This window comes from Billgrantia ethanolica (genome assembly GCF_021404305.1).
Taxonomy (GTDB): Bacteria; Pseudomonadota; Gammaproteobacteria; order Pseudomonadales; family Halomonadaceae; genus Halomonas; species Halomonas ethanolica.
This window is the reverse complement of the sequence record NZ_JABFTX010000001.1, coordinates 718,436-737,796: the sequence shown is the minus strand read 5'-3', so window position 1 is coordinate 737,796 and position 19,361 is coordinate 718,436. Positions and strand designations below refer to the sequence as shown.

Here is a 19,361-nt window from a genome sequence, read left to right as displayed (position 1 = left end):
AGCCTGTACACACCGTCACCGCTGCATCGCCGCGGACCCAACGGCGGCTTGTGTCAGTATCTCTACACCAGCCCGACAAGGAGTTGGGACACGTAACTTGCGCTGGGTCACGGCACAGCGACAGCGCCTATGTTACATCTGAGCTAATTCACACCGCCTTCGGAGATATGGAAATGCCCGAACGCCAAGACGAGTCCCGCACCGCCTGGCATGCCTTGCCCCCCGATGAAGCCCTGGAGAAGGTCGACGGCAACCGCGACGGCCTGAGCGATGACGAAGCCAAGTCACGCCTCGAGCGCTATGGTCCCAATCAGCTCAAGCAGGAGGAGGGGCGGCCCTGGTGGCGGCGTCTGCTCGAACAGTTCAACAACATCCTGATGATCATCCTGCTGGTGGCGGCGGTGGCGAGCCTGGCCCTCGGCCACATGCTGGACGCCGCGGCCATCGTCGGGGTGGTGATCATCATCGCGCTGATCGGCTTCATTCAGGAGGGCAAGGCCGAACAGGCCCTGGAAAGCATACGCAACATGCTCTCGCCACAGGCGTCGGTGCTGCGCGGTGGCAAGCGCAAGACCATCGACGCCGAGGATCTGGTGCCTGGCGACATCGTCATGCTGGAGAGCGGCGATCGCGTGCCCGCCGATCTGCGCCTGCTCGAGGCCAAACGCCTGCGCACGGAGGAGGCCGCCCTCACCGGTGAGTCCACCCCAGTGGACAAGCAGACCGACGCCGTCGAGGAGGACGCCGAGCTGGGCGACCGCAGCGCCATGATCTATGCCAGCACCATCGTGGTTCAGGGCACCGCTCAGGGCGTGGTGGTGGAAACCGGCACCCGCACCGAGATCGGCCGTATCTCGGAGATGCTGCGCGGCGTCGAGCAGCTAAAGACGCCGCTACTGCAGCAACTCGACCGCGCCGGCCGCGTACTGGCGATCTTCATCCTGGGCGCCGCCGCCCTCACCGCCGCCATCGGCGTGGTCCTCCACGGTGAGCCCATCAGCGCCATGTTCATGGCGGCGGTGGGCCTGGCCGTGGCCGCCATTCCCGAGGGCCTGCCGGCCATCGTCACCATTACCCTGGCGTTGGGCGTGCAGGTGATGGCCAAGCGCAACGCCATCATTCGCCGCCTGCCAGCGGTCGAGACCCTGGGCTCCATCTCCACCATCTTCTCCGACAAGACCGGCACCCTGACCCGCAACGAGATGACCGCCCAGGCGATCTGGCTCCCCGAGGGCGAGTTCCGCCTTTCGGGCATCGGCTTCGCCCCGGAAGGCAAGCTGCACGCCGCCCCCGAAGAGAAAGAGAGCGACGAGTACGGCGAGGAGATCTCGCTGGACGACTACCCGGCGCTGGCGCACTTCCTCAAGGTCGGCGTGCTGTGCAACGATTCCGAACTTGCCGAAGAGGACGAGCGCTGGACGATCCACGGCGACCCCACCGAGGGTGCCCTGGTGGTGGCCGGCGCCAAGGGCGGCTTCGACACCGGCGAAATGCGTGACGAGCACCCGCGCCAGGATGCCATCCCCTTCGAGTCCGAGCGCAAGTACATGGCCACCCTCAACGAGCTGGAGGGCAAGCGCCTGCTGGTCAAGGGCGCCCCGGACCGACTGTTGGAGATGTGCCACAAGGTACGTGGCGCCGACGGCGACAGCGAGCTGGATCAGCAGGAGTGGGAAGAGCGCATCCACGACCTCTCCTCCCGCGGCCTGCGTGTGCTGGCACTGGCGGAAAAGGAGGCCGACGACATCTCCGGCGAGCTCAGCGACGAGGACGCCGAGCAGGGCCTGGTGTTGCTGGGCCTGGTCGGGCTGCTCGACCCGCCGCGGGAGGCCGCCATCGAGGCCGTCAAGCAGTGCCTCGAGGCGGGCATCCGTCCGGTGATGGTCACCGGTGACCACGGCGTGACCGCCAAGGCCATCGCCGAACAGCTCGGCTTCGCCCACACCGACCGCGCCCTGACCGGACGCGAGATCGAGGAGATGTCCGACGAGCAGCTCGAAGAGTGCATTCTCGAGATCGACGTCTTCGCCCGCGCGGCGCCGGAGCACAAGCTGCGTCTGGTGAAGGCGATGCAGGCCAAAGGTGGAATCTGTGCCATGACCGGCGACGGGGTCAACGACGGGCCCGCCCTCAAGCGGGCCGACGTCGGAGTCGCCATGGGCATTCAGGGTACCGAGGCGGCCAAGGAGGCCGCCGAGATGGTGCTGGCCGACGACAACTTCGCCACCATCGTCGGCGCCATCGAGGAGGGGCGCAAGGTCTACGACAACATCCGCAAGACCGTGACCTTCATTCTGCCCACCAACGGCGGTCAGGGCCTGGCCATCATGCTGGCCGTGCTGGCCGGCACCCTGCTGCCGGTCACCCCGCTGCAGGCGCTCTGGGTCAACATGGTGGTGGCGGTCACCCTGGGCCTGGCACTGGCCTTCGAGAAGGCCGAAGAGGACATCATGCAGCGCGAGCCCCGCGATCCATCCGCGGCCCTGCTCGACCTGTTCCTGCTGTGGCGGGTGGTGTTCGTCTCGATTCTGCTGCTGATCGGCGTATTCGGCATGTTCAGCTGGATCCTGCAGGTCCAGGGCGGCAGCGAGGAGCTGGCGCGCTCCGGCGCCGTCAACATGCTGGTCATGAGCAGTGCGGCCTACCTGATCAACAGCCGCTTTCTGGTCAACAGCACACTCTCTCTGCACGGCATCTTCGGCAGCCGCCCGGTATGGATCGCCATCGGCCTGGTGGTACTGCTGCAGTTGGGTTGGACCTACATCCCCTTCATGCAGACGGTATTCGGCAGCGCCGCGCTGTCACCGATTCACTGGCTGGTGATCCTGGCCGGCAGCGTGGTGCTGTACCTGGTCGTGGAGCTGGAGAAGTTCATCCTGCGCAAGCGTGAGGGATCGGATGCCACCCACTCGGGCCGACATGACGAGGCGACGACTTCTGCCAACTAGGTTCGGCGACTGGCGCGGCTGGGCCGGTCGTCTGGCCCTGCTCGCCTTGCTGTGGTGGATTCTCGGCGGCGGCGAAGCGGAGAGCTGGCGCTGGGGAGTGCCGGCCATCATCATCACCGCCCTGGTGATGCCGATTCCCGATCTGCCGCTGCGGCCAGTGGCCTGGTTGCGCCTGCTGCCGCTGGCCCTGTGGCTCGGCCTGCGCGGCGGTATCGAGGTGGCCTGGCTCGCCTGTCGTCCGCGCATGCAGCTCGACACACGAGTCATCGAGCATCGTTGGCAGCGGCTGGACGACGCCTCCGGCCGCTTGTTCATGGCGACCTTGATCAATCTGCTGCCCGGCACCCTCACCGTTCGTATCGACAGCGACCGTCTCCAGGTGCACGTGCTGCACTATCGGGACGGTATCGCCGAGAGGCTGCAACGCCTGGAGGGGCAAATCGATGCGCTTTTCGGTGGCCGCCATCTTCGCAACGAGGGCTCCCCATGACGCCGATCTATCTGTTCGCCGCCGTCCTGCTGCTGGCCAATGCCGGTGTCGCTGCCTGGCGCATCTGGCAAGGGCCGACCAGCGCCGACCGCATGGTGGCCGCAGAGCTGATGACGACTACCACCGTGGCAGTGCTGCTGATACTGAGCGCGCTGGTCGAGCTGCCGGCCCTCGTCGACGTTGCGCTGCTGTTCGCCCTGCTTGCCGCGGTGGCCATGGCCAATTTCGTCACCCGCACCTGGACGCTGCTGAGAGAGGACGGTCAGGCACGCGAGGAGGCCAGGCATGACTGAGTGGCTCGAAGTGGTCAGCCATTTGCTGGTGGTCGCCGGCGCGCTGTTCTTCGTCACGGGCAGCCTGGGCTTCATCCGCTTTCCTGATGTCTTCACCCGACTGCACGCCCTGACCAAGGCCGATAACCTGGGGCTCGGGTTGCTCTGTTCCGGCCTGGCGCTGCAGGCCGACGGCCTGGCCGAGGCGGCCAAGATCATGCTGATATGGCTACTGGTGCTGCTGGCTTCGGGCATCGGCGCCACGCTGGTGGCATCGACGGCAGCTGCCTGCGGCATTCGTCCCTGGCAGAACCGCACAGGCGCAAGCCGGGAGGCGCAACAGGAGCCGCAGGAATGACGGCGCTGACCCTGGGCTTCGATCTGCTGCTCGCCGCCGGCCTGATCTGGCTCGGCTGGCAGGCACTGTTTCTGACCCGCCGCTTTGCCGCCGTGGTCCACTTGATGGCCTTCAACCTGCTCATGGCGCTGGTCTGGGTGCGCCTCGAGGCGCCGGACATCGCCTTGGCGGAAGCCGCCATCGGCGCCGGAGTGACCGGCGCACTGCTGCTCACGGCGCTAGGCCGACTGCCCAGCGGGGCCGCTACCGGCTCCCATCCGCAGCGCTGGCACCGCTACTGGCGCTATCCGGCCGTCTTCGCCGCGTGCATCGGCGCGGGCTGGCTGGCCTGGGGCGTTCAACGCCTGCCGCGCCCCGGCCTGGCCGCTGAGGTGACGACCGAGCTGGAGGCCACCGGCGTCAGCCATGCCGTGACCGCCGTACTGCTCAACATCCGCGCGCTGGATACGCTGCTCGAAGTGGCGGTGATGCTGGGTGCCGTGATGCTGGTCTGGTCACTGGGTCCGGCGCTGCGCCCCTTCGCCCCGGCGACCGCCCTGCCCGGTCTGCCCGCCCTGTCGCGCCTGCTGCATCCGCTGTTCCTGCTCGTTCCCACCTATCTGCTGTGGCGCGGCGCCCATGCGCCGGGTGGCGCCTTTCCCGCCGGCGCGGTGCTGGGGGCCGGCGGCATTCTACTGCTGCTGGTAGAGCGTATCGGCTGGATGCAGCAGCCCCGCTTCAAGCCTCTGCTGCGCTTGCTGCTGGTCGCCGGGCTGGCGCTCTTCCTCGCCGTCGGCCTGGGCGGCCTGCTGTTGACCGGGACCTTTCTGGCGATTCCCCAGGCGCTGGCCAAGCCGGCGATCCTGGCGGTGGAAGTCGCCACGGCGCTCTCGATTGCGCTGATGCTGATGGCCCTCTACCTGTACGGGGAGCCCGGCCGATGAGTCTCTTCTACGCTGTCGTGTCTGCCCTGCTCTGCGGCATGGCCCTCATCGGCCTGTTTCGCACTGACGACCTGGTGCGCCGTATCGTGGCGCTCAATGTGCTGGCCAGCGCCACCTTTCTGCTGTTGGTCACCCTGGCTCGTACCGAGGCGGGGATCGATCCGGTCCCCCATGTGATGGTGCTGACGGGCATCGTGGTGGCGGTAAGCACGACGGCCGCCGCACTGGGCTTGACGATCCGCGCCCACGAACGTCGTCATGAGGAGTCGCAATGACGGCATCGGGGCTTGCCGCCTGGACGCTCCCAGCGATGATCTTCCTGCCGCTCGGCCTCTCGATCGCGGCATTTCTCGGCGCCCTCTCCCCCGGGCGTCAGGTGGCGCTGGGGCTGCCCGTCATGCTGATGAGTCTCGTACTCTCCTTGCCGGCGACGCTGGGCGGGGAGTCGATCGGCATCGCCCTAGGCAACTGGCCGCCACCGCTGGGCATCGCCTGGCATCTCGATTTCCCCGCTCTCACGATGCTGATCATGACGGCCGTCGTGGCGGGTGCTGCCAGCCTGGCCCTGCTGCTGGACCCGTCGACATCCGCCGACCGGCATCTATGGCCGCTGTGGTGGATGATGTGGGCCGGCCTCAACGCCCTGCTGCTGTCCCAGGATCTGTTCAATCTCTACGTGACGCTGGAGCTCGTCACCCTGGCCGGCGTCGGCCTGGTGGCCCGCTCTCCCTATGACCGCTTCGGCGAGGCCGCCCTGCGTTATCTGATGGCCTCGCTGCTGGCTTCGCTGCTTTACCTGCTGGGAACGGCACTGATCTACGGCCAGACCGGCCGGCTCGACCTCGGCCTGCTGGTCGATGCGCTCGAGGATGACGCCACCATGCGCCTGGCGGCCACTCTGCTTACCCTGGGACTGCTGATCAAGGCCGCTGTGGTGCCGCTGCACACCTGGCTGCCGGCCGCCCACTCCAAGGCCCAGGCGCCGGTCAGCGCCATGCTCTCGGCCGTGGTGGTAGGGGTGACCCTGTTCGTGCTCTGGCGCCTGTGGCTGGCCCCGCTGGCCAATCTCAACAGCGCCCAGCTCGATTGGCTGGTTGTGATCGGAATGGTGGCACTGGGCTGGGGCGGTGTTCAGGCCGCGCTGCAGACCCGACTCAAGCTCCTGATCGCCTGGTCCACGCTCTGCCACAGCGGCTACGCACTGCTGCTGCTCGGGCTCGATGCCGACATGAACTGGTTCACCCCGGATGAACCGCATGCCCCGGCCTTTCCGGGCGGCCTACAGCTGCTGCTCGCACATGGGTTGGCCAAGGGCGCGCTGTTCCTTGCCGCCGGTGCCGTCGTCGTCGCCCACGGCCACGACCGCCTCAGCCGGCTGGCCGGCGATGCCGGTCGCCTGCCGCTGGCCTGGCTGGCCATGGCGCTGGCCGGGCTCAGCCTGCTGGGCATTCCCCCGACCGGCGGGTTCTTCGGCAAGTGGTGGCTGCTGCAAGGGGCACTGGCGCAGGACCATTACTTCATTGCTGCGGTCGTGCTGCTCGGCACCTTCTTCACCGCTGCCTGCCTGTGGCGCCTGTTCGACCTGGGCCTGCGCCCCGAGCCGCGCCGGGCAGCCGTTATCGCATCTCGCCCCACTCACGGCGTCATCACCCGACGCCTCTCCTGGCTGGCACTGGGGCTTGCCGGACTGGCCTGGGGCCTGGGTCCCTTCATGGCGCTGTCTACGCAGCTTCCCGTGGAATTCACTATCAGCCTCGCCCTGGATGCCACCGGCCTGGCCTTCCTGCTGCCGGCGCTGTGCATCTGGCCGCTGGTGCTGTGGGCTACCTACAGCTGGCGGGACACCTTCCCTGCCGCCAACCGACTGCTCGCCATGCTGGCAGCGGCAGCGGCGATTCACCTGGTCGCCCTGCTCGCCGCGGACCTGCTGACCTTCTACACCGGCGCCGCGCTGCTCAGCCTGCTGGGATGGGCCATGGTTCAGCACGACGGGCATCAGTCGTCGCGCCTGGCCGGCTTGGGCTATCTGGTCATGCTGCTGTTGGCCGAAGTGGCAATGCTGGCGGGCCTCGCCCTCATCGCCAACGCCAGCGGCGACCTGCGCTTCGCCAGCCTGACTCACCACGAGCTGCCACCCCTGGCCCTGGGTTGCATGGCGTTTGGCCTGGCCATAAAGGCCGGTGTCATCGGCATGCATACCTGGCTGCCGCTGGCACATCCGGTCGCACCGCCCATGGCCAGCGCCATCCTCTCAGGGCTGATGATCAAGCTCGGCGTGCTGGGTGCCCTGCGCCTGCTTCCGCTCAGCGATGTCACCGTGGCCTGGGGCCCCGTCATGGTGATGGTGGGGTTGGTCGCCGCCCTCTATGCGGCACTGCGCGGCATCGTTCACGATCACGCCAAGGTCGTGCTGGCGTGGTCGAGCGTGAGCCAGATGGGGCTGCTCACCGCTCTGCTGGGCCTGGTGCTCTACAGCAGCTCACCGGCCATCGCCATGACGGCCCTGCTGCTGCTGGCGACAACGCACTCCCTGGCCAAGGCCAGCCTGTTTCTTGGGGCGGGCATGGCCAACCGGGTGCACGGCAGGGAGCACCGCTGGGTACTGCTCGGCATGCTGCTGCCGGCTCTGGCGCTGGCGGGCGTGCCGCCCACGGGCGGCGTGCTGGTCAAGACCGCCATGGGGAACGCGCTGACGGAAGCCGACGGGGCTGGCTGGCTGCTCTCCCTCTCGGGCATCGCCACCGGCCTGTTGATGCTCCGCCTGCTGTGGCTGCTATGGCGCTCGCCACCCAGCCGGCAGACGCTGCACATACCCGGCGGGCTGTGGCTCGGCTGGGCCACGCTGGCAGCCCTGCCGGTGCTAGTGGCCTGGGGCTGGCAGTGGTACGCCCCGCTTGTCGCAGCACCGTTCGCCACCCTGCGCTCCGGTTTGCTGGAGCCATCCCTCGCCCTTGGGCTGGCGGCCATGGCGGCTCTGCTCAAGCCTCGGCTGCCGCAGCTGGGGCGGGCACGCCTTGCATGGCGCCAGGCACTGAAACAGCGGGGAGAGCGAGGCTTTCGACGGCTGGCCTGGATGCTCAAGCGGAGCGAAAACAGGCTTCAGCCCTGGCCCGCCTTCGGCATCGCACTGGGGTTCGTGTCGCTGGGCATGGGCATGGCAGCGCTGCTACCCGGTTGAAGGCGGCAGCGCCGGCTCATGAGCGCCGCTTGGTGCGAGCGGTGGCCTCGGCGGTGGTGGGGTCTTCGGGCCAGGGGTGCTTGGGGTAGCGGCCGCGCATCTCGCGGCGCACCTCGGGGTAGCCGTTGGCCCAGAAGCTGGCGAGATCCGCGGTGACCTGTAGCGGGCGCCGCGCCGGTGAGAGCAGGTGCAACAGCACCGCCACCCGCCCCTCGGCGACTCGCGGCGACGCCTGCCAGCCAAAGGTTTCCTGCAGCTTCACCGCCAGCACCGGCGCCCGGCCCTCCAGGCACGGCGTGTAGTCGAGGCGTATCTGCGAGCCGCTGGGCACTTCGAGACGCTCCGGCACCAGCGCATCGAGCCGGCTGCGCAGCGACCAGTCGAGGCTGTCGAGCAGAAAGCGACCCAGCGGCAGGCGCGCCACCGCGTCGAGGCTTCTGACGCCGTCGAGGTGCGGCCCCAGCCAGGCTTCGAGTTCATCGAGCAGCGCCGGCAACGACCAGTCGGGCCAACCCTGCTCATCATCACAGTCTTGATCCCCCCGAGAGCCCAACGCCTGGCGCAGCAGCGCTACCCTGCCGCGCAACTGCTCGGCGCTGTCGTCGAAGGGCAGCTCGCCGCGCCGGCGCAGGGCGTCGAGCAGGGCCTGGCGCACCGCCTCCGGCGGCAGCGACGAAAGCGCTTTGCGCTCGAGCACCACCGCCCCCAGGCCGCGTACCTGCTCGCCGATAAGGCGCCCCTGCTCCTCCGACCACTCCAGGCTCGCCCGCCACTCTCGCGTTTCGGGAAACAGCGCCTCGAGCCGCACCCGCTCGATGGCCACGCCACGAAAGATTCGCGCGCCGCTGGCCTGGCCGTCGAGATCGGCGGCCACCAACAGCTCGGCATGAGCCAGCGGATGGCGCTCGGGCAAAGTCGCGAGGCCCCCGGATGCCAGGCGGAAGCGACCCGGTCCGGCCTCCTGCTGGAGTCTCTGCGCCACCCGGTCCGGATAGGCCAGCGCCAGCAGCTCCCCCAGCGGGGCCAAGCTCGAAACCTCCAGGCCCACGCCGCCAATCCGGGCCAGGCGCTGAGCCTCGCGCTGCCATTGACGGTGAGCGGCGGACTGCGCCAGGCGAGCCTGAAGCGTGCGCTCCAGGTCCTGTTCGCCGTCGAGATCACGCCCCTCCAGCGTCGCTACCAGGGCACAGGCCAGCGGCACAGCGTCGAGTTCGCCGGCACGCGCCAACATCGCCGCCAGACGCGGATGGGTGGGCCAGCGCACGCAAGCACGGCCCAGCTCGGTGAGCAGGAAGCCTTCGTCCATCAGGCCGAGTCGCTGCAGCAGACGCCGCCCCGCGGCCAGCGCCCCGGCGGGCGGCGGCGTGATCCAGGCCAGCCCGGCCGGGTCGACGATGCCCCAGCGAGCCAGCTCGAAGGCCAGCGGAGCGAGATCGGCCTGCAGCATTTCCGGCTCGCCGTGGGCCGGCAGCGGCTGCTCCTCAGCCCACAGCCGCAGGCAAAGCCCCGGCCCCTGGCGCCCTGCACGACCGCGACGCTGGTCGGCGCTGGCACGGTTGACGCGACGGGTCTCCAGCCGGCTGAGCCCGCTGCGCGGCTGGAACACCGGCACCCGCTCCTGACCGGCATCGATGACGATGCGTACGCCATCCACGGTGACGCTGGATTCGGCGATGGCGGTGGAGAGCACCACGCGACGCCGGCCGTCAGGTTCGGGCTTCAGGGCGCGGCGCTGCTCTTCAAGAGGCAGCCGCCCGTGCAGCTCGCGCACCGCCAGTTCGGGCTGGCGGCTCGCCAGCTCCCGCGCCAGGCGGCGGATTTCGGCCACCCCGGGCAGGAATACCAGGGCGTCGCCCTCGCTCAGAGCCAACGCTTCCCCTATCGCCTTGGCCTGCTGGCTTGCGGCATCATCTCTCGCATTGTGTGGACGATAGCGGGTCTCCACCGGGAAGCTTCGCCCCTGGCTTTCGAGCAGCGGCGTGGCTTCGCCGAGCACGCCGAGCAGGGCCTCGACGTCGAGGGTGGCCGACATCACCAGCAACCGCATATCGTCACGCACCGACTGGGCATCCAGCGCCAGGGCCAGCCCCAGGTCGGCCTCCAGGCTGCGCTCGTGAAACTCATCGAAGACGATGCCGCTCACCCCTTCGAGCAGCGGGTCGTCCTGCAGCATTCGCGTCAGCACCCCCTGGGTGACCACCTCGAGCCGCGTGTTGGGCCCCACCCGGCTCTCGCCGCGCATGCGGTAGCCCACGGTCTCGCCGACTCTTTCGCCCAGGCTTTCCGCCATGAAGCCGGCGGCCAGGCGGGCGGCCACCCGCCGCGGCTCCAGCAGCAGCAGGCGGCCTGCGCCGCGTTCGCCCAGGCACCAGGCCTCGTTCAGCAGCGCCAGCGGGACCCGGGTGGTCTTGCCCGCCCCGGGCTCGGCGACCAGCAGCACGCGGGAATGCGCGGCCAGCGCCTGGCGGATCGCCGGCAGCTGGGCATCGATGGGCAGTTCGCCGCCGGGCGTCATCGAATTGTCATCTCGCTTCATATACGATTTGCCATATGTTTCGCCACCGACGTTCACTCACGACTTTCTCTACAGACACGAGAGCCCCGACATGACCCTACGCATCGGCATCAACGGTTTCGGTCGCATCGGTCGCCTGGCGCTGCGCGCCGGCTGGACCAACCCGGACCTCGAGTTCGTGCGCATCAACGACCCGGGCGGCGACGCCGCCACCTTCGCCCACCTGCTGCAGTTCGACTCGGTACACGGCCAATGGAGCGGCGGCGGCGATGATATCACGTCTACCGAGGACGCCATCGAAGTGGCCGGCAAGCGCATCGCCTTCAGCACCAATCGCGAGATCGCCGACACCGACTGGTCCGACTGCGACGTGGTGATCGAGTGCTCGGGCAAGATGAAGAGCAGCGCCAAGCTCCAGGGCTACCTGGACCAGGGCGTGAAGCGCGTGGTGGTCAGCGCGCCGGTGAAGGAAGAAGGCGTACTCAACGTGGTGATGGGGGTGAACGACCACCTCTTCGATCCGGCCAGCCATCGCATCGTCACCGCGGCGAGCTGCACCACCAACTGCCTGGCGCCGGTGGTCAAGGTGATCCACGAACAGCTCGGCATCCGGCACGGCTCGATGACCACCATTCACGACATCACCAACACCCAGGTGATCCTCGACGCCCCCAGCTCTCCACAAAAGCCTGACCTGCGCCGCTCACGGGCCTGCGGCATGAGCCTGATCCCCACCACCACCGGCTCGGCCAAGGCGATCACCGCGATCTTCCCGGAGCTGACCGGCAAGCTCAACGGCCACGCCGTGCGCGTGCCGCTGGCCAACGCCTCGCTCACCGACATGGTGTTCGAGGTGGCGCGCGAGACCACGGTCGAGGAGGTCAACGCGCTGTTGAAGCAGGCCGCCGAGGGCGAACTGGCCGGCATCCTCGGCTACGAGGAGCGCCCGCTGGTCTCCATCGACTACCGCTCCGACCCGCGCAGCTCCATCGTCGACGCCCTCTCCACCATGGTGGTGGCCGGCACCCAGGTGAAGCTCTACGCCTGGTACGACAATGAGTACGGCTACGCCTGCCGCACCGCGGAGCTGGCCGCCAAGGTGGGGAACGCCACCGGGGTGGAGAGCAACAAGGAATGATCGCCCGCGTCGCCGCCCTGCCCCGCGAGGTTCGCCAGTACCTGCTGGTAACCGGCAACTACTGGGGCTTCACGCTCACCGACGGCGCCCTGCGCATGCTGGTTGTGCTCTACTTCCACCAGCTTGGCTATTCGGCGCTGGAAGTCGCGCTGCTGTTTCTGTTCTACGAGTTCTTCGGCGTGGTGACCAACCTGGTGGGCGGCTGGCTGGGCGCACGGCTGGGGCTCAACCGCACCATGAACCTGGGGCTGGGCTTGCAGATCGTCGCCCTGGCCATGCTGCTGGTGCCCACGGCCTGGCTCGCGGTGCCCTGGGTGATGGCGGCTCAGGCGCTCTCGGGCATCGCCAAGGACCTCAACAAGATGAGCGCCAAGAGCGCGATCAAGGGCCTGGTGCCGGCGGGCGACGAGGGGCACACCTCGCTCTACCGCTGGGTGGCGCTGCTCACCGGCTCGAAGAATGCGCTCAAGGGGGTGGGCTTCTTTCTCGGCGGGCTGCTGCTCACGCTGATCGGCTTCCAGGGCGCGATATTGGCCATGGCGCTGATGCTCGCCGGCGTGCTCGGCCTCTCGCTTGCCCGCCTCGACGCCGACCTGGGCCGCGCCAAGGCCAAGCCGAAGTTCCGCGAGATTCTCTCCAAGAGCCGGGCGATCAACATTCTCTCGGCGGCGCGCATGTTCCTGTTCGGCGCCCGCGACGTGTGGTTCGTGGTGGCGCTGCCGGTGTTCCTCGCCACTCAGTTCGGCTGGGACCATTGGCGAGTCGGCGGCTTCCTGGCGCTGTGGGTGATCGGCTACGGGGCGGTGCAGGCGGTTGCGCCACGCATCACCGGGCGTACGGCGGGACGCAGCGCCGCCATCGCCTGGGCCGCGGCGCTGGCGGCGCTACCGGCATTGATCGCGCTCGGCCTTCAAGTACAAGGTCTGGAGTGGCTGCCGCACGTGGTACTGCTGGGCGGGCTGTTGCTGTTCGGCGCGGTGTTCGCGGTGAACTCCAGCCTGCACAGTTTCCTGATCGTGCGCATGGCGCGCTCGGACGGGGTCTCGCTGGACGTGGGCTTCTACTACATGGCCAACGCCATGGGCCGGCTGATCGGCACCCTGCTCTCCGGCTGGCTCTACATGACCGGCGGCCTCAGCGCCACGCTGTGGGTGTCGAGTGCCATGCTCATGGCGACGGTGGCGATCAGCCTGGCGTTGCCGAGGAAGGCTTGACCTCCCGCCGATTCGTCGGGCGGGACTTGTAAGATATTGCCGACAATTTACGTCAGCCATCAGCGCTTCATGCACCTACCGTCTTGTGCCTTCGTTTCGCTTGCGTAACCTTGCGTTTCTTGTCCTGCCTTTTCATCAGGTTGCTGAAAGGAACGCGCGTATGGCTGCAACTGGATTGCAATTCACCCTCGACCTCGCCGGGGTCGACAGCGCCGAGCTGGCGGTGATCGACTTCACCCTGGAAGAGGCGCTCTCGCAGCCCTTCCACCTCGAGGTGCGTTTCGCCAGCCGCGACGGCAGCCTCTCCGCCACCGAGCTGCTCGACCGCCCGGTGAGCCTGACCATTTGGCAGGACGGCGAGGTGCTGCGCCGGGTGCACGCCGTCGTCAGCGAGTTCGGTCGCGGCGACCGCGGCCATCGCCGCACGCTCTACTCCCTGGTCGCCCGCCCGGCGCTGTGGCGTCTCGACCTGCGCCACAACTCGCGCATCTTCCAGGAGGTCTCGCCGCTCACCGTGCTCAACACCCTGTGCGACGAGCGCGGCCTCACCGACGTCGCCTTCGCCGTCACCCGCGAACTGCAGGCTCGAGAATTCCTCGTGCAGTACCGGGAAACCGATCTCGCCTTCGTCGAGCGCCTGGCTGCCGAAGAGGGCCTGTTCTACTTCCATGAGTTCGAAGACACGCCGAACGGCGCCCATCGTCTGGTGTTCGCCGATGCGCCCCAGACCCTGGCTCACCTGGGCGAGCGCACCTACCACGGGCGCGCCGGCGGCACCCCGCCGAGTCGCCACGTACGCAAGCTCCAGCAGCTCGCCCGGGTCGCCCCGGCCTCGGTCACGCTCAAGGACTACTCGTTCAAGAACCCCGCCTATGCCCAGCTCCACGAGCACGCCGCGGGTGACCTGGAAGAGCACGCCCAAAGGGACGACTACGAACACTACGACTACCCCGGGCGCTACAAGGCCGACGCCTCTGGCGACGCCTTCACCCGCATCCGCCTCGAACACCTCAGAAGCGGCGCCCTGACCTGCGCCGCCGAGAGCGACCTGCCCGAGCTCGCCCCCGGGGTCAAGTTCACCCTCACCGACCACGATCTCGATGAACTCAACCGCGACTGGCAGGTGGTCAAGGTCAAGCACACCGGCAGCCAGCCCCAGGCGCTGGAAGAGGATGGTGTCACCCAAGGTGACGCGGCAGGGATGGGCCAGATGACCAAGTTCGACAACGAACTGATCCTCACCCCCGCCGACCGCGCCTGGCGCCCCACGCCCAACGCCAAGCCCCGCGTCGACGGCCCGCAGATCGCCTTCGTCGTCGGCCCCGAAGGCGAAGAGATCTACTGCGACGAGCACGGCCGGGTCAAGGTCCAGTTCCCCTGGGATCGTTATGCCGAGCCGGATGAAACCGCCAGCGCCTGGGTGCGCGTCTCCCAGGGCTGGGCCGGCGGCGGCTACGGTAGTCTCGCCATCCCGCGGATTGGGCATGAGGTGGTGGTGTCGTTCCTCGAGGGCGATCCGGATCAACCGCTGATCACCGGGCGCACCTACCACGCCGTCAATACGCCGCCCTACGAACTGCCGGCGCACAAGACGCGTACCGTCATCCGCACCCAGAGTCACAAAGGCGAAGGCTTCAACGAACTTCGCTTCGAGGACGAAGCGGGCGAAGAGCAGATCTGGCTCCACGCCCAGAAAGACCTGGAGCTGCTGACCAACAACGACCGCACCGAAGAGATCGGCAACGACAGCTTCCTCACCGTGCACCACGACCGCATCGGTGAGATCCACGCCGACGAACACCACACCGTGCGCAGTGAGCGCCATGAGCAGACCGTCGCCAACCAGCACCTCACAGTACAGGGCACCCTGCACCTCAAGGCCGGCCAGGCCTGGCTCAGCGAATGCGGCCGCGAGCTGCACATCAAGGCCGGTCACAAGGTGGTGCTCGAAGCGGGCAGCGAAATGACGCTCAACGCCGGCGGCAGCTTCCTCAAGCTCGACGGAGGCGGCGTCACCCTGGTCGGCCCCAAGGTCAAGATCAACGCCGGAGGCAGCCCCGGCTCCGGTAGCGGCCAAGCCGTAGAGACGCCGCTGCTGCCAGGCAGGGCAGTGCCGGAGGTGCATGAGGCAATACCGCCCACCGTGCTGCCCAAGCTCAAGGACTATCAGCTCAGCGAAGCCACGCTGCTGCCGCTGTGCGGCAAGCTGAGCGAGACCACCTGCAGCCGGGGAGACTGCCCATGCCTGGCTGGTTGAGTCGAATCGAGGAGCGCAGCCAGCGTATCGAGACCTTGTCGGGCAGCTTCGAAGCCCAGCGCTCGGTTTATGCGGTGCTGGATCAGCGCCGCGCCCCAGAACGCTGTGCCGCGCTCGTGGGCCAGCCCGGCTGGCACGACTACCTGACACTGTTCGCCGGCACGCCGCTGTCGCCGCTGCTCGAAGCCAGCCCCTGGCTGGTCGAACTCACGCCGGGCGGTGACGCCTGGCAGGCCATCGGCTCGCTATGTGCCGGACAGCGCCTCGGCTGGCTCTTCCAGCCGGTCCAGGCCACCCCCCTGAACGAGCTGGCTGATCATCTGCGTCGCCTGTTCATCCTCGATGACCCGCACGGCGGCCAGTCGCTGGTGAACCTGCAGGATGCCGCGGCCTGGACGGCCCTGCTCGCCGCCAGCAGCGACACCGCCTACGCCCAACTCATCGGGCCGCTGGGGCAGGTCATCACACCCACGCCGCTGACGCACTGGCAACGGTGGCAGCCGGCCGTAGAGCACAACGAAGCCGAAGCTCCCGCACTGACCGAAACAATGGAACAGGCGCTCAAGGAGAGCCCACGTGCCTGGTGGCTCAGCCGGGCAACCGAGACACCGCTTTCGGCGCTGCCGCCGGCATGGCTGGAGCGGCTGGGGAGGCTCGATACGGCGGGCATCAAGCAAGCTCACTATCTCAAGCGCCTGCTGCCTTTGATCTGCCAAGAGAGCGAATCGTTTTCCCCGTCTGTCGAACAGGAACTGCGCGCCGATTTGCCGATGCGCAAGAAAGTACAAGCATTGGAGAGCCTGGTATGAGCACAGGAGCACGCCCCGGCAGTCCCGAGAACCCGCATGTCATCAGCCGATTCGAGCCACCGGAGGCGGAGGGCGGCAGCATCGAGGCGACGGCACAACACGTCTGCGAGGAGCAGTGCTGGGCCGATATTCTCTACCTGCCGGGCACCCGTACTTTCTGGCTGCTGACCGAAGAGGCTTCCGATATCTTGCTGGAAGCCAGCGAAACGCTGAGCGAATGGGTACAGGAGGAAGACCCGGCCGAGCGCCTGCGCAAGCTCACCGTAGAGGCCGGGCTGGAATGCCTGCTGCCGGCCCGAGCCGAGAACTTTCTCGATGAGGGCGAACGGCAGCGCTACCGGGAAGCCTTCGAGCGGCTCGTCGAGCTGACGCAAGACGACGAGGCCTCACTGGAAGCGCGCATTGCTTATCAGCGCACCATGTGGGATCACTTGTATCAATTCAGCACCCCGGGGATGCTGGAGTTCTTGAATAGCCGTATCCGCAGAGACGCTCAAGAAGTCTCTCGGCTGGAGCGCCAACTGAGGCAGCTTTACCAACAGGGCCTCGAGAGTGCCAGAGAGCAAGGCTATCGACTGGAAGATGAGGGCTACTTTGGCCCTTGGGAAGCCGAGATAGCCACTGCGCTGGAAGCCTATCGCTCGCACCGCGCTCAGGCTCAGCGGGAGTATCACTTCAATCCTGGCGGGCAAGGCGAAGCCACACCCTTCTCACTGCAAGACGTGCTGGCGGAGTACCAGCGCTTCATCCAGCTATGCGAAACGATGCCGCCCCGGGAGGCGGCCAACGAGTGCCGCTTCGTCGGCTACGTGCAGCAATTGAGCGAGCAACAGGAAAGCAAATACAACGACTACCTGCACAGTATCCTCACGCTTGCATCACTCGGCATCGCTACGCCCGAGTTGGCCCTCTCCTCTCCCAACCCACAGCAGCGCCAACTAAGCAATGGTGTGGAAGCCTTCGATGCATACTGCCGTACGCTCAAGGAGAGCCTCGAACTGCACCAGGCGGTGGAAAACAAGCTGCGTGAATGGGAGTCCGGTACGGGTGGGCAAACCCAACTGCCCGTTTTCCTCTTCGAGCAGGAGCGGCAACGCTATGAAGCCCTGCAGGAGACCCTGAACGAACTACATGAGCGAGCCCGCCAGGCCGTGGAAGAGATGGAGCCAGGCCGCGTGCTGGTCTGGCATACCGATATCGAAGACGACCGGCACGCCCTGGGTTACCAGAAACGCAAGATAGAGCTTCTGGTACAGAACGACTTCCCGCTACGTGAGTTCAGCTCACCGCAGGGACAGAAGTCCCTTAGCCACATCAGCCTGTTGCAGATGATCCCTACCATGACCGGCAACGAGCGCTGGCGGCTAGAGCGCACACTCAGAGCTGACGGAGTACTGCCGGCACGACTATGGGATGCCCCCGAGAGTGCGCTCTCGCAATGGCTGCAAGGGCGAGGTTGCCAAGCAATAGCGCATCGGCTCGATTGGCACGATGAGCCCATGGGCTTCTTCGAGCCCGAGCGCTTCTTCGCTTATCTGGAAGCGCAGGGCCATGAGGTGGCCTCGCTGGATGACACCAGCAGGCAAGCCTGGGGCGAGGCGCTGCAAAAAATCCTCTTTACCGGCCCCAGCCGTGAGGAGCTTCGCCTGTTCGATGCCAGTGCCCAAGCGCAGATGCTGCGGTTGGTAGGCATGGCACGACGTGAACTCAACGAAGCCCGTCAGGAAGGAGAGCGCGACACCCCCTGGGATGTCACTGAATACGCTCCCAGCCTGACCTTCTTCGACCTCGAGATGGAAGGGAGTCGTGGAGGATCGCTGGGAATAGAGAGCCGAAGCGAAGTTGCCTTCGATCGGGAGGAGCCTGGCCTCTGGATTCTCGATGCCAACGATGAGTGGAGCCCTTCGGTCGACCTCACCTATAGCTGGGAAGCCAAGGGCACCTTTAGTCTCGCCCGCGGTGAACTTCCGTTGGGGCGGCTCGTGCTTCCCAGTAGAGAGCAGGCCCGGCCTGTCGTCGCGACACTCACCAATCGCGGCGAGCAGCGCGAGCTTGGTCGCTACGCCATTGTACTCGACGCCGTTGCCAAAGGCTTCGCTGGCGCCAGCGTTGCGCTGGCCACCGAAGTAGGATTCTCCTTCGACAAGGATGGGCTCAGCATTTCCGGCATCGACTGGGTCAAGCGAGAAGCGACCGGCGCCACAGTGGATGCTTTTGCCGGGGCGCGCCTCGGCATCGAGACGCGCTGCGAGGTACATTGGGAGCCCCCAGAAAACCTGCTGCGCATTCTCCCCCAGCGTGCTGCAATGGCCAGCATGGGCATGCATCGCCCTAGCCAATCACTGAGTGGATGGCGCAGTATCGGCGTTGCTCAGATCGATGTCGAAGCAGCTGCGGGGTTAGGCGGCAAACTCGGGTTCGCGCTTGGCATGAAGAACGGTAAGTTCGTGTTCAAGGTGTCGGGACGTTTCGTCTTGGGCAAAGGCGCCGGCGGTGGCCTTGCCATTGAACTCGACCCCGACAGTCTGGATCTATGGCTAGTCATGCTCCACCGGGCCTTGGTGGACAACAACTTCGAAAAGCCGGAGTGGATCGATCAGGAAGCCTATGAAAGCATGAACTGGCTGGCCTACATCGCAACCACGACCCTGCTCAATGTGGGGCTGCTGGCCGCACGTGGCAGAACCGGCATTGAGAGAATCTACCGGGCCATGACCGGCGGGCAGAAAGCGGGGCCGATTGCGTATGTGTTAGTCAACGACCCGCGGAAAGACGAGCTGCGCAGCTGGGTGCAACAGCTTTCCCCCGAAGCCTTGGGGGCGCTATTGCATTTGCTGATTAGCGAGCCAAGAGCTTTCGAGGTAGAAGCCTCAGGTCGAGGGCGTGGTGGAAGCCAGAGCTTCAGTGCGCGGCAGGCATTGGACTTCCAGCAGATCGCTATCTCAAACTGCCTGGGTTGGATCGTGGAGGGTGTGACGATGAGCGTGTACGGCGCACAGTGTCGCTTCAGTCGCGAGAACCCCACTCCGGCACAATACCTCTTTACCAAGGCGGTGGTGCGTATGACAGCGGATGGCCAGCCGTCCGATAACGCCGGCGATGCTGCCTATCTTACCAATCGAAATCGGCTGGATAGGTTTATGGAGCGTATAGGCACCGGTAGCCAGCAAGTTGGGTTGGCTAAAACCAATTACCATAGGCACTCCAATGGCCTTGGGGTAATCAATTGTGCCACTTAAATTCCTCGATAGAACAAGGA

The 19,361-nt window shown here is 66.8% G+C and carries 13 protein-coding genes; 12 read left to right on the top strand and 1 reads right to left on the bottom strand.

Features of this window, described 5'->3' with window-relative positions; genetic code table 11:
• The first annotated feature begins 173 nt into the window (after positions 1-173).
• Genes HOP53_RS03385 through HOP53_RS03355 form a run of 7 tightly spaced genes read left to right on the top strand, consistent with a single transcriptional unit; the run spans position 174 to position 8,169 of the window.
• A complete protein-coding gene (locus HOP53_RS03385; protein ID WP_234268687.1) occupies positions 174-2,948 on the top strand; it encodes a cation-translocating P-type ATPase in 2,775 nt (924 codons plus the stop codon).
• The gene (locus HOP53_RS03380; RefSeq protein ID WP_234268686.1) at positions 2,920-3,438 is read left to right on the top strand and encodes a Na+/H+ antiporter subunit E; all 519 of its coding nucleotides are present in this window, start codon (positions 2,920-2,922) and stop codon (positions 3,436-3,438) included. The genes HOP53_RS03385 and HOP53_RS03380 overlap by 29 nt, the downstream gene beginning before the upstream one ends.
• Positions 3,435-3,731, top strand: a complete 297-nt coding sequence (locus HOP53_RS03375; RefSeq protein ID WP_234268685.1) for an MrpF/PhaF family protein — start codon at positions 3,435-3,437, stop codon at positions 3,729-3,731. The genes HOP53_RS03380 and HOP53_RS03375 overlap by 4 nt, the downstream gene beginning before the upstream one ends.
• Complete coding sequence (gene mnhG / locus HOP53_RS03370; RefSeq protein WP_234268684.1) at positions 3,724-4,068, top strand: monovalent cation/H(+) antiporter subunit G; 345 nt, start codon at positions 3,724-3,726, stop codon at positions 4,066-4,068. Before HOP53_RS03375 ends, mnhG begins: the two co-directional genes overlap by 8 nt.
• A complete protein-coding gene (locus HOP53_RS03365) occupies positions 4,065-4,991 on the top strand; it encodes a hydrogenase subunit MbhD domain-containing protein (protein WP_234268683.1) in 927 nt (308 codons plus the stop codon). Before mnhG ends, HOP53_RS03365 begins: the two co-directional genes overlap by 4 nt.
• A complete protein-coding gene (locus HOP53_RS03360) occupies positions 4,988-5,266 on the top strand; it encodes an NADH-quinone oxidoreductase subunit K (RefSeq protein ID WP_234253937.1) in 279 nt (92 codons plus the stop codon). Before HOP53_RS03365 ends, HOP53_RS03360 begins: the two co-directional genes overlap by 4 nt.
• Complete coding sequence (locus HOP53_RS03355; RefSeq protein WP_234268682.1) at positions 5,263-8,169, top strand: proton-conducting transporter transmembrane domain-containing protein; 2,907 nt, start codon at positions 5,263-5,265, stop codon at positions 8,167-8,169. Before HOP53_RS03360 ends, HOP53_RS03355 begins: the two co-directional genes overlap by 4 nt.
• A gap of 16 nt (positions 8,170-8,185) precedes the next feature.
• On the opposite strand, the gene hrpB is transcribed toward HOP53_RS03355, so the two are convergent.
• Complete coding sequence (gene hrpB, locus HOP53_RS03350) at positions 8,186-10,705, bottom strand: ATP-dependent helicase HrpB (RefSeq protein WP_234268681.1); 2,520 nt, start codon at positions 10,703-10,705, stop codon at positions 8,186-8,188.
• 70 nt (positions 10,706-10,775) lie between these two features.
• Here hrpB and HOP53_RS03345 point away from each other — a divergent pair, with 70 nt between their 5' ends.
• The 5 genes from HOP53_RS03345 to HOP53_RS03325 all read left to right on the top strand — a co-directional run bounded on the left by HOP53_RS03345 (position 10,776) and on the right by HOP53_RS03325 (position 19,341).
• Positions 10,776-11,822: an ArsJ-associated glyceraldehyde-3-phosphate dehydrogenase gene (locus HOP53_RS03345; protein WP_234268680.1), complete on the top strand. Its 1,047-nt coding sequence runs from the start codon at positions 10,776-10,778 to the stop codon at positions 11,820-11,822.
• The gene (arsJ, locus tag HOP53_RS03340) at positions 11,819-13,036 is read left to right on the top strand and encodes an organoarsenical effux MFS transporter ArsJ (protein ID WP_234268679.1); all 1,218 of its coding nucleotides are present in this window, start codon (positions 11,819-11,821) and stop codon (positions 13,034-13,036) included. The genes HOP53_RS03345 and arsJ overlap by 4 nt, the downstream gene beginning before the upstream one ends.
• Positions 13,037-13,196: 160 nt before the next feature.
• Positions 13,197-15,293: a type VI secretion system Vgr family protein gene (locus HOP53_RS03335; RefSeq protein ID WP_234268678.1), complete on the top strand. Its 2,097-nt coding sequence runs from the start codon at positions 13,197-13,199 to the stop codon at positions 15,291-15,293.
• Positions 15,278-16,102, top strand: coding sequence for a DUF4123 domain-containing protein (locus HOP53_RS03330; protein WP_234268677.1), 825 nt, complete (start codon positions 15,278-15,280; stop codon positions 16,100-16,102). The genes HOP53_RS03335 and HOP53_RS03330 overlap by 16 nt, the downstream gene beginning before the upstream one ends.
• On the top strand, positions 16,099-19,341 hold the full coding sequence (locus tag HOP53_RS03325; RefSeq protein ID WP_234268676.1) for a hypothetical protein: 3,243 nt from the start codon (positions 16,099-16,101) through the stop codon (positions 19,339-19,341). The genes HOP53_RS03330 and HOP53_RS03325 overlap by 4 nt, the downstream gene beginning before the upstream one ends.
• Positions 19,342-19,361 lie beyond the last annotated feature (20 nt).